Origin of the sequence: uncultured Nisaea sp. (assembly GCF_963974195.1) — a bacterium.
Lineage (GTDB): Bacteria > Pseudomonadota > Alphaproteobacteria > Thalassobaculales > Thalassobaculaceae > Nisaea.
In genome coordinates this window covers 13404-28581 of the sequence record NZ_CAXBDC010000061.1, presented here as the reverse complement: position 1 = coordinate 28581, position 15178 = coordinate 13404, and the positions used below count along the sequence as shown (strand labels likewise).

Sequence of the window (15178 nt, the reverse complement as noted above, 5' to 3'; positions counted from 1 at the left end):
CGGGTCAGCCCGCCGGTCTGGCGATCCAGATGGAAGCGCAGGGAGAGCCGGTGCAGGTGCCGGAACGTCTTGATGGCGACCGCACGGATCGCCCGTTGGGCGACGCGGGCAAAGAAGAATTCACGCAACTGCGCGAAAGCCTGCTGGCCGAGGCGGGTCATGCCGTAGGCGACAACGATCCATAGCAGGACCGTGAAATCGAATTTATCGCCCGAGATCAGGTCCACCGCTTCCTTGTAGAGGACCGGGACATAAACCGAAGCCGCCTTGGCCATGACAAGGCAGGCAAGCGCCACGACCACCCGTGCCCGCATCTCGAACTGACCTTTCGGCCAGAGATAGGGCAGCAGGGATTTGATCGTATCAAGTTCGGCAGTCGCAGGCGGATCGGACTCGGTCAGGTTAGCGGTCGGTCGACGTGACATGAAATTTCCTGCTGGGCAGCGCCGGGTGGCGCACCCGTTTTTCTTTGTTCGATAAATATGGAACTATAGACCATATGCACAAGGCCGTTCTTTGGCGCAAGCACCAGTGAACGGCAGACGGCCATATTCCTGATCGGCAGACCCGGCCCATAGTCCGGATCCGTAGCGCCGGCTCTGGCTGAAGCTTCGCAGCTTTGGCTATGCGCCGGGACTATGCCGGAACCACCCTTCAGGGGGGAAGAAACAAATAAATCCCGATATGGCCGTTAAGATCTTAGCCGCTGTTGCGAAGTCCCGCGGCAATTCCGTTGATGGTCAATTGTATGCCCCGCAAGACCTTTGGATCATCCGCATCCCGGCGATAGTCGCGGAGCAGATTGACCTGCAGGTGGTTCAACGGATCAAGGTAGGGGAACCGGTTCGAAATCGACCGTGACAACAAGGGGTTTCCGTCCAGCAGGGTTTCGTCCTGCATGATCTGGAGCAGAGCCTCGATGGACACCTCCCGCTCATCACGGATCCGCTGGAAGATCGCGTCCCGCAATTCCCCATCCTCGACCAGTTCGGCATAGCGCGAGGCGATGGCGATATTGGTCTTGGACAGAACCATGGCCATGTTCGAGAGCTGCGCCTTGAAGAACGGCCATTCCCGATACATCGCCCGAAGACGCTCCAGCCCATCCTCGGGATGCGCCACCAGCCATGCCTGGAACGCGCTGCCAAAGCCATACCACCCGGGAAGCATCAGGCGGCATTGCGACCAGCTGAAAACCCAGGGAATGGCGCGCAGATCAGAAATTTTGCCGAGCTTCTTCCGGGAAGCCGGGCGCGAGCCGATATTCAGGGTCGCGATCTCGTTGATGACCGTTGAGCCCCAGAAATATTCGTCAAAACGCGGCGTTTCATAAACCAGCGCGCGATAGGCCTTGAAAGCACTGGCCGAGAGCTCTTCCATAGCCTCCAGAAATTCCGCCGGAACGTCATCCCGGTCCGGCCGCAACAGCGAGGCTTCAAGGCATGCGGCGGCAAGGATCTCCAGATTTCGGCGCCCAAGATCCGGGTTCGTGTACTTGCTGGAGATGATCTCGCCCTGCTCTGTCAGGCGGATATGACCGTCCACCGCACCGGCCGGCTGGGCCAGGATAGCCTCGAAACTCGGGCCGCCGCCGCGCCCGACGGTGCCGCCACGGCCATGAAACAGGCGCAGCCGGACATTGTGCCGCTGGAACAGGTCGATCAGCGCGATCTCGGCCTTATAGAGCTCCCAGCCGGACGTCAGATAGCCGCCGTCCTTGTTGCTGTCGGAATAGCCGAGCATGACTTCCTGGACACCGCCGAGATCGTCCACCAGCGCGCGATAGGCCGGAATGGATAGCAACCGGTCCATGACTCCAACGCAATTGCGCAAATCCTCGATGGTCTCGAACAGCGGGACAATATTGACGGCGCTTCGGCCTTCCGGCGTGACGAGGCCGACTTCCTTCAGGAGGATTGCCAGCTCAAGCAGGTCCGAGACGCTCTGGGTGTTGGAGATAATCGCGGTGGTAATCGCACGGGGCCCATAGCGCCTGTGCGCCGCCGAAGCAGCCCTGAAGATCGCCAGCTCCTTCTCGGTTTCCTCCGAATAGCTCTCGAACGGACGCAGCAGCGGGCGGAGCGTCCCCAGCTCCGATGACAGCAGGGCGATCCGCTCCTCCTCACCCAGAGCAGCATAATCGGTCACCGCTCCAACCGCCTGCAGCAGATCGCCTACGGTGCGGGCATGCACTTCCGAGTTTTGCCGCATATCCAGCGTGGCGAGATGGAAGCCAAAGCAATCAACCGCACGGCGCAGACGGCGCAGACGCCCTTCGGTCAGCTGGCGAGAGCCATGCGCGACCAGAGAGGCATGCACGATATCCAGGTCCGCGCGCAGGGCTTCAGGATCCTCATATTTGACGAAGGCAGAACGCTCCTCGCTCCCCACAGGCGGGATTCCATGCGCGGGCAGGATATCAGTCGGCAAAGGCTCCTTCACGGCCTCCAGCGTTGCCGCGACCCGGCTGCCAATACCGGAGAGCGCCCGGCGATAAGGCTCCAGCACAGTATGTTGCGAGACGTCCGCTGCCTTGTCCGCCAGTGCCGACAACTCTTCCGACACAGAGACGATGCGCAGGGAAAGGGAAAGCTCGTCCTCCAGCTTCTCCAGCTCCGACAGATAGAAGCCGAGCACGCGCTCGCTCTGCATCTGCAGGGTGCGCTCCACGACAGCGGCGGTCACGAATGGATTGCCGTCCCTGTCGCCACCGATCCAACTGCCGATACGCAGGAAAGACGCCAGCTCGACGGGCTGTTCGCTCCCGTCCATGCTCGTATCCATGGCGGAGATGCGGTCCTCGAGACGGCAATAGAGGCGCGGCAGCTCCCGGAAGAAGGTGTAGTCGTAATATGTCAGCCCGTTCTCGACCTCATCCGCCACATCGAGCCGGCTCTGGCGCAGCAGATTGGTCTGCCAGAGCGTGAGGATCGCGCGGCCGAGCTTGGCGTCGATATCCTCCGCCTCTTCCGCCGTCCACGGCCCCCGTTCCAGCTTGGCGATCAGATCGGCGACAGCCATTTCACGGCGCATGGTGCTTTTGCGGCGCACTTCCGTCGGATGCGCTGTCAGCACCGGGCTGACCAGTGCGTTCCGGAAGAAGGCCTCAAGGCCGCCGGCCGAAAACCCGGCTTCGGCAGCGCGGCCGAGTGCAGCTTCGATGGTCCCGCGCCGTGCGGCTGAACCGGCGATATCGTGGGCCCGGTTCCGGCGGGTGTGATGCAGATCCTCGGCAATGTTCGCGAGGTGCGAGAAATAACTGAACGCCCGGATGACCTGAACCGACTGGTCCGGATTCAGACGCTCAAGAATGCTCTCAAGCTCCTGCTTCGCCGTCAGTTCGTCATCGCGGTGAAAGCGGATAGAGGTCTGCCGGATCGTCTCGATGATATTGAAAACATCCTGGCCTTCCTGCTCCCGAACGGTATCGCCCAACAGGCGGCCGAGGAGCCGGATATTCTCGCGCAGCGGCGCGTCCTTGCCGTCTTCAATGTCTGGATTCAGGCGGGTCTCATCAGGCACAGCACCTCACACCCACACGTAATGCCGCCCGCCCACAAGGACGGACCTCTTGCGCCCGCCTTCATTTGCGGACGCAGCATTTCCTTTTTAGAGAAAGCTGATATGGCACGCCGGTCAAGGGAACATTGCTGTGCCGCAGCCCTGGTAACGGGCTGATTGTCAGCGAGGGTCAGGAAGCGACGTTGAAGCTCTCGCCGCAGCCGCAGCGGCTTTCCTCGTTCGGATTGTTGAAGACGAAGCCGGAATAATATTTGTCTTCCTGGAAATCCATCTCGGAGCCGAGGATGAACATCACGGATGTCGGATCGACAAAGATGGTGACACCCTTGTCCTCGACCATATCCTCGAACTTCTTCCGCTCCTTGGCATACTCGACGAAATAGCTGAGGCCAGAGCATCCCTTGGCTTTCACGCCAACGCGCAGACCAAGAACGCCGTCCTCGGGTTTCGCCGCCATTAGGGACTTGACCCTTTCCGCAGCAGCGTCCGTCAAAGTGATCGGGGCTTTACCGGGCTGAAACATGGTGTCTCTTTCCTCTGTTAGCCTGTCATCTCTATATAATGATGCGCTGGGTCATATTCTAGAACATGTTGAGCGCGAGACGGGCCTCGTCGCTCATCCGCTCCGGCGTCCAGGCGGGCTCCCAGGTCAATTCGACCTGAACCCGGCCAACACCTTTGACGCCTGCCGCCGCTTCGCCGACATCAATCGGAAGCTGCCCCGCGACCGGACAGGCCGGTGCCGTCAGGGTCATCAGGATCTTCACATCACCGGTTTCCGCGATGGCGATCTCGTAGACCAGACCAAGCTCATAGATATCGACCGGAATTTCCGGATCGTAGACTTCTTTCAGCGCAAGGATGATATCGTCTTCCTTGGCGACGGCCACGCCTTCGGCGAGCGGCTCACCGGTTTCGGCGACGACGCCTTCTTCCGGCGGCGGAAGATCGAGAAAGTCATGCATTCCGGGGCCTGCGTGCATCACGAAAATATCTCCCTCACCTTTTCCAGGCTATCGACCAGTGCGTCGATATCCTGGCGGGTGTTGTAAAGGCCGAGACTGGCCCGGGCCATGGCCGGTACATCGAACCGGTCCATCAGCGGCTGTGCGCAATGGTGTCCGGCACGCACAGCGACACCGGCCTGATCGATGATGGTCGAGATATCGTGCGGATGGGCGCAATCCATAACGAAGGACAACACGCTCGCCTTGCCCGGCGCCGTGCCGATCAGGCGCAGCCCCTGGACTGATGCCAGCCGCTGGGTTGCGTATGTCAGCACATCGCCCTCATGCGCGCCGATCGCCGCCATGCCGATGGCGTTCACATAATCGACTGCCGCACCAAGACCAACGGCCTGCACGATCGGCGGTGTTCCCGCCTCGAACTTGTGCGGCAAGTCCGCCCAGGTCGATTTCTCGAGCGTGACCGTGCTGATCATGTCGCCACCGCCCTGCACCGGCGGCATCTTCTCCAGCAACTCTTCCTTGCCGTAAAGAATGCCGATCCCGGTCGGACCATAAAGCTTGTGGCCGGAGAAAGCGTAGAAATCGCAATCGAGATCCTGCATGTCGACCGGCATGTGGGTAACGCCCTGCGCCCCGTCCACGACCAGGATCGCACCGGCCTTGTGGGCGAGCGCGGCGATTTCCTTCACCGGCAGAACCGTGCCGAGCACGTTGGAGACATGCGGCACGGCGATGATCTTCGTCCGGTCCGTGATCAGCGCTTCCAGCGCGGAGAGGTGAAATGCCCCCTCCTCGTCCACGTCGGCAGCCTTGAGCTCCAGCCCCTTCTCGTCCCGGATCATCTGCCACGGCACGATGTTGGAGTGATGCTCCATCGTGGTGATGATGATTTCGTCGCCTTCCTTGAGGAAGGCACGGGCATAGGACTGGGCCACCAGATTGAGCGCGTCCGTGGTGCCACGGGTATAGATGATCTCGTGGCTGTGCTTCGCGTTGATGAAGCTCTGCACCTTCTCCCGAGCGCCTTCATAGCGAGCCGTCGCCAGCTCGCTCAGATAATGCAGGCCACGATGGACGTTGGCGTACTCGGCCTCGTACATCCGGGTCACGGCATCAATCACCTGCTTCGGCTTCTGGGCCGAAGCGGCAGAGTCGAGAAAGACCAGCGGCTTGCCCCGTACCAGCGTTGACAGTGCCGGGAAGTCCTGCCGGAAGCGTTCGACGTCGTAACCCGCCTCGCTCATTGCGCCGCATCCTCTCTTTTCGCGCGCTCTGCCAGCCAGTCGGTGATTTTCGCACCAAAGGCCTCGGCCACGGACTCCATCCGGATTTCCTCCAGCGCATCGCGGAGATAGGCTTCGATCAGCATGTTGCGGGCATCATGCTCCGCAATGCCGCGCGCTTTCAGATAGAAGAGCTGATTGTCGTCCAGCTCGCCAACCGTGGCGCCATGGCTGCATTTCACATCGTCTGCATAAATTTCCAGCTCCGGCTTGCTGTCGATCTCCGCCTTGCGGGACAGCAAAAGGGCCCGGTTCATCTGGTAGCCGTCGGTCTTCTGCGCCGGGCGCTGCACCAGGATCTTGCCCTGAAATACACCGCGACCGTTCTCATCCAGCACGCCCTTGTAAATCTCGCGAGACTGGCTGTTCGGCTTGGCATGCTCGATGAAAGTGGTGTTGTCGTGATGCTGGTTCGCCGCTGCCATGTAGACGCCGTTCACCGCATAGAGGATCTCGGAGCCGTCCAGCTTGCCGCGTATTTCGTTCCGGGCCAGCTTCGCACCGCAGGACAGGGCGAAATTGTCGTAGATCACCTTCTCGCCGCAGGTCACATGGGTCATCGCGACGTGATAGGCCGAGCGGGCCTCGTTCTGCAGCTTGTAGTGATGGAAGACCGCCTCGTCCCCGACCGTGACATGGGTCACGGAGTTGGAGAAGTAGCTGCTCTCGCCCACACCAACATGGCTTTCCACCAGCGTCGCCTTGGCGTTCGCTCCGACCCAGACGACGTTGCGCGGTGCAAAAGCCACCGGCTCGTCACCGGCCGTACCGATGGAGATGATGTGAACCGGCTTTGCGATCTCGGCGTTCCTGGCAATCTCGATCAGCACACCGCCGGTGATTCCGGCCGTGCTCAGGGCCGCAAGCGGCAGCCCGTCAATCGCGCTCTCGTCCTCAAGCACGCTCTTGACCACGCCATTGCCCCATTCGACAGCCTTCGCCAGCGGCGTAATCGCCAGACCGGCAGGCAGGTTCTCAAGCGTCGAGCGGCTTTCATCGAGCTGACCGTTCACCAGAACGATCTCGATCCCCTTGATGTCCGCCACGCTGTCGCGCGGGATCTCAACGGCTTCCACAGCGGCGGAGGGTGCCGCGAAGGCGATGCTGCCAAGGCTGCGCAGGCTGGTATATTTCCAGGCTTCCGTCCGGTTGGTCGGCAGACCCAGGCTCTCGAAGCGCGCAGCGCCCGCGGCGGTAACCGCCCCGTACCAGTCCGGCGCGCCGCCAAGGGGCGCCGCCGCGCTGAAAGCCTTCAGCAGCGCATTGTCATTTGCCATATCGTTCGGCATGTCTCGTTCTCCGAACCTGTTCAGGCAGCCTTGCCGGTGAAATCGGCATACCCATTTTTCTCAAGCTCAAGCGCGAGCTCCTTGCTGCCGGACCGCTGGATCCTGCCCGCTGCCATGACATGCACGAAGTCCGGCTGGATGTAATCCAGCAGGCGCTGATAGTGCGTGATCAGCAGCATGCCGCGATTTTCGTCGCGCAGCGCGTTCACACCGTCGGCAACAATCTTCAGGGCGTCGATATCCAGGCCGGAATCTGTCTCGTCGAGAACGCAAAGGGTCGGCTCGAGCACCGCCATCTGCAGGATCTCGTTCCGCTTCTTCTCGCCACCGGAGAAGCCGACATTCACGGCGCGTTTCAGCATGTCGTCGCCCATTTCCAGCGACTTCGCCTTGGCGCGCACCAGCTTCAGGAACTGCATCGCGTCCAGCTCCTCCTCGCCGTGATACTTGCGCTTGGAATTCAGCGCCTCGCGCAGGAAGGTCATGCCCGGCACGCCCGGAATTTCCACCGGATACTGGAAAGCCAGGAAGACACCTTCGTTGGCGCGTTCTGACGCGTCCAGCTCAAGCAGGTCTTTGTCGCCGAAGATCACTTCGCCCTCGGTCACTTCATAGCCGTCACGGCCAGCCAGCACGTAGGACAGCGTGCTTTTGCCGGACCCGTTCGGGCCCATGATCGCATGCACTTCGCCGGGCTGGATGACGAGGTCGATCCCTTTCAGGATTTCCTTGCCTTCCTCTTCCAGCGAGGCGTGCAGATTCTTGATTTCCAACAGAGCCATATCTCTCTCCGAACGTCGTATTTTTTTGATGTTGTGGCGCGTCAGCCGACGCTGCCTTCAAGACTGATGCCGATAAGTTTCTGTGCCTCAACGGCGAATTCCATCGGAAGCTCTTTCATGACTTCCTTGCAGAATCCGTTGACGATGATCGAGACCGCGTCCTCTTCCGAAAGGCCGCGCTGGGAACAGTAGAAGAGCTGGTCCTCGCTGATCTTCGAGGTTGTCGCCTCATGCTCGATCCGGGCCGAAGGGTTCCGGGATTCGATGTAGGGCACCGTGTGGGCGCCGCACTGATCACCGATCAGCAAGCTGTCGCACTGGGTATAGTTGCGGGCGCCCTCGGCCCCCGGCAGAACCTTGACCAGGCCGCGATAGGTATTGTCCGCCCTGCCAGCGCTGATGCCCTTGGAAATGATCGTCGACTTCGTGTTCTTGCCGATATGGATCATCTTGGTGCCGGTATCGGCCTGCTGGGCGTTGTTGGTGATGGCGACCGAATAGAACTCGCCGACCGAATTATCGCCCTGCAGGATGCAGCTCGGGTATTTCCAGGTAACGGCGGAGCCGGTTTCCACCTGGGTCCAGGAGATCTTCGAGCTGTCGCCACGGCAGGCACCGCGCTTGGTCACGAAGTTGTAGATGCCGCCGGCACCTGTCTCATCGCCCGGATACCAGTTCTGCACCGTCGAATACTTGATCTCCGCGTCCTTCATGGCGACCAGTTCGACAACCGCGGCATGAAGCTGGTTCTCGTCCCGCTGCGGAGCAGTGCAGCCTTCCAGATAGGAGACGTAGGAGCCTTCCTCGGCAATGATCAGCGTGCGTTCGAACTGTCCGGTATTTTCCGCGTTGATACGGAAATAGGTGGATAGTTCCATCGGGCAGCGCACGCCCTTCGGGATGTAGACGAAGGAGCCGTCGGTGAAGACCGCGCAGTTCAGCGTCGCGAAGTAGTTGTCGGAATACGGGACGACCGAGCCGAGATACTTCTTCACCAGCTCCGGATGCTCCTTGATGGCTTCCGAAATGGAGCAGAAGATGACGCCGTATTCTGCGAGCTTCTTGCGGTATGTCGTCGCGACGGACACGGAATCGAACACCGCATCGACAGCAACCACGCCAGCAAGGATTTCCTGCTCTTTCAACGGAATACCGAGCTTCTCATAGGTGCGCAGAAGCTCCGGATCAACCTCATCCAGGCTGTTCAGCTTCTCTTTAACCTTCGGTGCTGCGTAGTAATAGATATCGCTGAGATCGATCGGTGTGTACTCGACCTTGGCCCAATCCGGCTCTTCCATGGTCTTGAAGTGCTCGTAAGCCTTCAAGCGCCATTCCAGCATCCATTCCGGCTCTTCCTTCTTGGCCGAAATGAAGCGGATCACCTCTTCACTGAGGCCTTTCGGAGCCATATCGGACTCGATGTCGGTAACGAACCCGTACTTGTATTTTTCAGTACCGAGCTGTTCGACCTGTTCGATTGTCTCGACAGTTGCCGCCATGATTGTCTTATCCCGCTATCCTAAAACGCCAGTCTCAATTGCACTCGAATTCGTCCGTCAGCCGTCAGCCGTCACCGGTTGACGCATGCCCGCCGCAGCGGGCTGTAACGGAAACATTTCCGTCGGGTCCAGAAGGTCTGCCAGGGTGACATCCTCCAGCGCCCGCCTCACTGCGAGATTGACCCTGTTCCAGTTCCCGCTGATCGGGCAGGAATTGCTGACCTCGCACTGGCCGTCGCTGTCATCCACACAGGCTGTCAGCGCTATCGGGCCATCAATGGCCTGAACGATGTCCGCCACCGTCACCTGCTCCGCCGTCCTGTCCACCGAATAACCGCCATTCGCCCCGCGATGCGAGGTCACAAGCCCCACACCGGCAAGGATTTTCAGCAGCTTCGAGACAGTGGGAAGCGGTATCGCCGTTGTTTCAGACAGCACTGCCGCAGTCCGGACACGGCCCGGGTCCCGGGCCATCTGGCCGAGCACCACCACCGCATAATCTGTCATCTTGTTCAGCTTCAGCATCGCACCGTCCATAAAGCGGACTAAATTCGTACCAATTAATTAACCTCACTGGCGCGAAAATCAACCTGAAACTCCGGACCGGGCAGATTTTTTTTGAAAGATTCTAATTCCGGGCGGGCACCGGCACAGCGAGATATTCAGGAAGACCCAGGCCGCGAAATATCGCAGGATGCGGGCCTCGCGGCATAAAGGATATGCCAGCCACTGTCTTTCACGCACCAGATAGCTGACGAACCCCTGCATGTCCACGACGAACACCTCCTCACAGCCTCTGCTCGCCGTCCTCTGGATGATGGGAGCGCTTGCCTCCTTCACATCGATGGCCGTGGCCGCCCGCGAGCTGACCCAGGAAATTTCGGTCTTCCAGGTCATCTTCATGCGGACGGTGATCTGCGTGCTCCTGCTCAGCCCCTACGCCTGGAAGCTCGGCCTCACCGGCTTGGGGACAGCACGCCTGAAAGTGCATCTCAGCCGGAACATCATTCACTTCGGCGGTCAGCTCGGCTGGATCTTCGGCGTCAGCATGCTGCCGCTGGCCGCTGTCTTCTCCCTCGAATTCAGCGCCCCGATCTGGACCGCCATCCTGGCGGCAATCTTTCTGAAGGAGCGCCTGACCCGGATACGGGTTATTTCCGTTCTCCTCGGATTTGCCGGGATACTGGTGATCCTGCGGCCCGGCTCCGAGCTGTTGCAGCCGGCGTCCTTCGCGGTGATCGGTGCCGCCGTCTGTTTCGCCTGCACCTACGTCTTCACCCGCGGACTCGCCTCGACGGAAAGCGCCTTCAAGATCATTTTCTACATGAATCTGATCCAGCTCCCCATGGGCCTCATCCCGTCGGTGGCCCTCTGGGTCACCCCGTCCGTGGACGTTTATCCTTACATTGCCGTGCTCGGTGTCGGCGGCATCACCTCGCACTACTGCATTGCCCGGGCCATGGCGCATGCGGATGCGACAATCGTCAGTCCTCTGGATTTCCTGAGGCTCCCGCTCGTCGCCGTTATCGGGTTCTGGCTCTATCATGAGCCCTGGAACCCCTATGTCCTGATCGGCGGCGCCATTACTTTTTCCGGAAACCTTCTGAATATCTGGAGCGAGCAAAAAGCGAGCAGGCTTAACCGATGAATTCAGATGACTGGTGAGAGACCATCCGCCACCATGGCGACCGGCACGCGTCCCGTTTTGGGAAACATCTTTATCCACCGCCATTTTACCAATAAAATAAATGGAAAATCGGTGGAGATGATCGGGCAGAATGCTTCGAAAAAAGACTCTGGAGATCCTCACTCTTAGGGAGGGATCTTGGGCGATTGAAAGCGCCGCACGCGACCTGGAAAGTGCCGAGAAAGCTGCCTTGCAGTTTCTTGGCAAGCCCGGTGTCATGGGCGTGCGTGTCCTCAAGGAAACAACCAAGGACATCGGCAATCCGTCTCCCGGCGATATCCTTTTCGAAAAGCTCCGCGCAACAGGCAGCAATGACCGGATCGCAGTCGGCGAGGCCAGCAGGCTGGCCCCGGTATGCGAGGACATCGAGGATCTGTTTTCCGGCGGTGGCAGGAAGTCGATCAACCGGCTGTTCCGGGCTTATCTCGACAAGAACACCGTGACCGCGACCGAGATCATGCACAACGCCCGTGAGATGAAACGGGTCATGGATTTCGAAAGCCTGATGCCCTCCGCCATCGCGAAGGTCGCCCAGATGCAGGCCCGCGATATCGAAGGCATGGAGACAAGTTCCCGGCGGGATACGCTTTTCGGTTTTGTCGACAGGATCAACCAGCGGGCAAAGCAGGCCGAAGGCGTGGATCTCCCATCACTCAGCAAAACCGACATCAACGACGCCATCAGCGAGATCAACCAGAAAGCCAATGGCGAATCTCCGGGATATCTGTTTCGGGTCGCCGCCAGCCGCGAGCTTGTCAATGTCAGGGACTGGTGGGGAAAATTCGCCCTGTCCGTCGATTGGGCCGGCGCCTGCAAATCCGATCCGGCACTCGCCAATCTCGACTGGTTCATCAGCGATGCACTCAGCAATGCATCCGTCCTGCAGGATCTTCTCGGCGATCAGGAAACACTCGCCGGCGCCCTGATCTCGCTGATCGAAATCGCCGACGGCGTTCGGGAAATCGATCCTGAAAAAGCGGCCGATTCAACAACAACCGAAGCGACGGCGGCGAAGATCAACAGCCTGTTCAAGGCAGAGAAGCTCCCCGAGGCCAAATTGTCCGTCATGGACCGGGTGTGCCGGCAATTACAGGGCAGCGGCTCCCTCTCCAAAGACAAGGCGGAGGAGCCTAAGATCTTCCGCGAGATGCTCGTGCGCCTGATCCCGGGCACCGAGCTTACCGGCGGCCCGGAAATGGCCGAAGCCATCACGCACCGTCAGTCCAACATCATCAACAAGGGCGGCGAACGCGGTCTGAAGGACGCAACCGCAAGCGTCCTGCCCGCGCTCCGGGATCCAGGCCGCAAGGCAGGTTATCTGCTTTCCCTGATGGACAGCGAGCTCGGCAAGGATCTGCTGAAGGACGATATCGACCAGCATCTGAACGGGCTGTTCATGACGCCGGAATCCGTCAACCAGATCATTCGCACCGGCGTGGCGCCCAACAAGAAGATGGAAAAGATCACCTCCATCTTCTACCGGATCCAGAAATCAAACCTGCCGGATGCCCGAAAACAACAACTGACGCAGCATCTGGATGAATTGCTGGCGACCTATGTTGTCGACGGCAAGATCCTGGACCGGCTGGATGATCCGAACAAACCCCTGCATATCCGCGCCTTCATGCTGGTCAGCATGTGCCAGCCGGAAATGCTTCCCGATGGAAAAGCCTCCAAGCTGGCCCGGGAAATCATCGTCAAGCATCTGCGCCGCCCGAACTTCGAAACCGAGCTGGTGGCTCAGGTTCCGGACGCGGCAAAGAAGGAAAAGATCCTGCGGGATTTCCATGTGCAGCTGCACCGGAGCGGATTCTTCAATTAATCCACATCCCTGTTCAGGAATTCGTGGAGCTGCTGTTCGCCGATATCGCATTCATAGGGCTTGGCCCCGCCGCCCATCTGCACCGGGATTGCCCGGACCGGCCTTTCAGGCACCAGACCGGCAATTTCCAGGATCATCTTGCGCCTGACGGCGGCGGCAAAGGACCGGATCCCCTTGGCGACAATAATGAATGCACCATCCCCGCCGATCACGCATTCCTCGTAATAGACATCCAGATCAACCAGTTTCGGAAAGCCGTAGGGTGATTGCCGCTCATTGAGGATCGGCAGGGCGTTGATGGTAATCCCGCTGGCGATTGCCAGATCCCGGGCCTTATCGACCTTGACGCCGGTATTGTTCGGCCCGTCGCCCGAAATATCGATCACCTGACGTTCCGAAAAAAACCGTGCATCCCGGAACCAGTTCGTTGCGTAGGTGAGCATATTGCCGATCGATGTACGCCTCCCGGCCATATGCGGGCGCTCCCTGATGCTGTCCGCGGCGGCATGAGCCGCTGCACGGCTGTCGATCAGGGTCCAGTCAAGCAGGACACGCTGGTGATCCCCGCCCGCCCACTCGACATAGCCGAGCGCAATCCGGCCGGTCTGACCGGACAGGATCGTGTTGATGACGGTATCGTCCTTCAGCGCCTTCACATAGCCGTCGCGCTGAAGATCTGCCTCCCAGAAATCGATGGAGCCGGAAACGTCGACCGCGAGCAGCAGCTTCAGATCGACAAGCTGCGGGGAAGCCTGAGACAGGGTCTGGGCCGAGGATGATACCGGGGTCAGCGCAACCGCGAGCAGCGCGCCGAATGCGACTTTACGCCAACCACCGATAAAACCCGAACACGGCATACCAGGCGACCTCCGCCTGTATTAGCGCGCAGAACCTGCCTTCAAGGCAAGCCTATGATGAGAAGAACTCTCTCAAGTGTGCGTTATAGGTCTCCGCCACCTCGAGATACGGAGCATGCCCCGCCCCCTTGAGTCGGATATGGCGTCCTGCCGGATAGAGTGCCGCCAGTGCTTCGGATTGACGTTCAGAGACAACCTTGTCCCCGTCCCCGGAGAACAGCAGGACCGGGCATTTGATACCGGGTGCAATCGGCTTTGTGTCCGCGTGATGCAGCATGGTTGCGCAAGTCCGCAGCCCCGGCGCGGTAATCCCGGCGGCAATTTCCTGAACCTGAGCCCGGATCTCGTCCGGCGCAACGTCGGCAACCATCATGCCGGAGCGCGCCGCCGCGTATTTGGCGCTGCCTTCCGTCTCCAGCGTTGCGATCCGCGTCGCATAGCTGCCTGACAGCGGCTGGCTCGACGGCGCGGCACTGCCCGAATGGGTGCAGGACAACACCATATGCTGCGCCCTGTCCCCCGCTTCGGCAGCAACGGCCTGCGCGACAACACCGCCCATGGAATGACCGATGACGGAGAATTTCTCGACACCGAGATGGTCGAGCAACGCCAGTGCCAGAACGGCGAACGCCGTCTGGTCCGGCCCGACAACCATGGTCTCGCCATAACCGGGCGCGTCCCAGCCGATGATGTGGAAAGCATCGGACAAGTCCGCATACTGGGCTTTCCAGGTCCGGGAATTTCCGCCGAGGCCATGCAGCGCCAGGATCACCGGTTTGCCCTCTCCGGCTCCGGCTTCGCGGTAGGACACACGTCCGGCCGCCGTCTCGACGCGTTTGGCTTCAGGTTCCGTTGTCACGTTTCAGTCCTCCGGTTAGCCGCGCGCGGCGACATGATATTCGGGATTAGGCATCAGATGCACAGCACTGGCGACCCGGTTCGACATGTTGAAGAAACCGGCAACATTGGCGATGTCCCAGATATCCCGATCGGAAAAGCCTGCATCGCGCAGGGATTGACGATCCGCTTCCGTCATATCGTAAGGCGCGCGTGTCAGTTTCTCGACGAAAGCCACCATCGCCCGCTCGCGCTCGTCGAGATCGGCGTAACGGTGATTGAAGACGAGGCCTTCCCCCAGCTCCGGACGGCCGGAAAGCTCACGCACCGCCGCGCCGTGGGCGACCAGGCAATAATAACAATGGTTCACGGACGAGACGACGACCGCGATCATCTCCCGCTCCAGCTTGCTCAGGCCGGACGGGCCGAGCATCAGCGTATTGTAGAGCGTGGTGAAGCCGCGCAGATGCGTGTCGTCAAAGCTGTAGGCCTTGATCACATTCGGCACCATGCCGAGCTTTTCCAGGCACAGTTCCCAGTATTTCCGGGTTTCCTCGGACAGATTCTCGATATTCGGTACCGGCAGGCCGACTTCCAGGGCATGCACTTTTTCTTTAGTCACGTCTTTCCTC

Annotated in this window: 14 protein-coding genes; 2 read left to right on the top strand and 12 right to left on the bottom strand. The window is 60.0% G+C overall.

The window, feature by feature from the left end; translation table 11 throughout:
* The 9 genes from AAC126_RS14085 to AAC126_RS14045 form a co-directional block, all read right to left on the bottom strand.
* The coding region (locus tag AAC126_RS14085) for an ABC transporter transmembrane domain-containing protein (protein WP_339854351.1) at positions 1–425 on the bottom strand (425 nt) is incomplete at its 3' end.
* Positions 426–699: 274 nt separating this feature from the next.
* A complete protein-coding gene (gene ppc, locus AAC126_RS14080) occupies positions 700–3522 on the bottom strand; it encodes a phosphoenolpyruvate carboxylase (protein ID WP_339854349.1) in 2823 nt (940 codons plus the stop codon).
* 169 nt (positions 3523–3691) lie between these two features.
* Positions 3692–4045 (bottom strand): iron-sulfur cluster assembly accessory protein, encoded by a 354-nt coding sequence (locus AAC126_RS14075; protein WP_028464567.1) that lies wholly within the window; start codon positions 4043–4045, stop codon positions 3692–3694.
* A 58-nt stretch (positions 4046–4103) separates the two neighbouring features.
* Positions 4104–4505, bottom strand: a complete 402-nt coding sequence (locus AAC126_RS14070) for an SUF system Fe-S cluster assembly protein (RefSeq protein ID WP_339854355.1) — start codon at positions 4503–4505, stop codon at positions 4104–4106.
* Positions 4505–5734, bottom strand: coding sequence for a cysteine desulfurase (locus AAC126_RS14065; protein WP_339854346.1), 1230 nt, complete (start codon positions 5732–5734; stop codon positions 4505–4507). The genes AAC126_RS14070 and AAC126_RS14065 overlap by 1 nt, the downstream gene beginning before the upstream one ends.
* The gene (sufD, locus tag AAC126_RS14060) at positions 5731–7062 is read right to left on the bottom strand and encodes a Fe-S cluster assembly protein SufD (protein WP_339854344.1); all 1332 of its coding nucleotides are present in this window, start codon (positions 7060–7062) and stop codon (positions 5731–5733) included. The genes AAC126_RS14065 and sufD overlap by 4 nt, the downstream gene beginning before the upstream one ends.
* A 20-nt stretch (positions 7063–7082) precedes the next feature.
* A complete protein-coding gene (gene sufC / locus AAC126_RS14055) occupies positions 7083–7838 on the bottom strand; it encodes a Fe-S cluster assembly ATPase SufC (RefSeq protein WP_339854353.1) in 756 nt (251 codons plus the stop codon).
* Positions 7839–7885: 47 nt separating this feature from the next.
* Positions 7886–9343, bottom strand: coding sequence for a Fe-S cluster assembly protein SufB (gene sufB, locus AAC126_RS14050; RefSeq protein WP_339854342.1), 1458 nt, complete (start codon positions 9341–9343; stop codon positions 7886–7888).
* A gap of 57 nt (positions 9344–9400) precedes the next feature.
* Positions 9401–9868, bottom strand: a complete 468-nt coding sequence (locus AAC126_RS14045; RefSeq protein WP_339854341.1) for an SUF system Fe-S cluster assembly regulator — start codon at positions 9866–9868, stop codon at positions 9401–9403.
* Between the two features lie 241 nt (positions 9869–10109).
* On the opposite strand from AAC126_RS14045, the gene AAC126_RS14040 reads away from it, so the two are divergent.
* Together AAC126_RS14040 and AAC126_RS14035 are read left to right on the top strand one after the other, a co-directional pair.
* Positions 10110–10991 (top strand): DMT family transporter, encoded by an 882-nt coding sequence (locus tag AAC126_RS14040; protein ID WP_339854339.1) that lies wholly within the window; start codon positions 10110–10112, stop codon positions 10989–10991.
* A 130-nt stretch (positions 10992–11121) separates the two neighbouring features.
* The gene (locus AAC126_RS14035; protein WP_339854337.1) at positions 11122–12852 is read left to right on the top strand and encodes a hypothetical protein; all 1731 of its coding nucleotides are present in this window, start codon (positions 11122–11124) and stop codon (positions 12850–12852) included.
* Here the strand turns inward: AAC126_RS14035 and AAC126_RS14030 are convergent.
* The 3 genes from AAC126_RS14030 to AAC126_RS14020 are packed head-to-tail and all read right to left on the bottom strand — an operon-like array spanning position 12849 to position 15168.
* Complete coding sequence (locus tag AAC126_RS14030; protein ID WP_339854336.1) at positions 12849–13709, bottom strand: DUF1194 domain-containing protein; 861 nt, start codon at positions 13707–13709, stop codon at positions 12849–12851. The two genes, AAC126_RS14035 and AAC126_RS14030, sit on opposite strands and share 4 nt — an antisense overlap.
* A 52-nt stretch (positions 13710–13761) precedes the next feature.
* A complete protein-coding gene (locus AAC126_RS14025) occupies positions 13762–14568 on the bottom strand; it encodes an alpha/beta fold hydrolase (protein WP_339854335.1) in 807 nt (268 codons plus the stop codon).
* Positions 14569–14583: 15 nt separating this feature from the next.
* Positions 14584–15168, bottom strand: coding sequence for a peroxidase-related enzyme (locus AAC126_RS14020; RefSeq protein ID WP_339854332.1), 585 nt, complete (start codon positions 15166–15168; stop codon positions 14584–14586).
* Positions 15169–15178 lie beyond the last annotated feature (10 nt).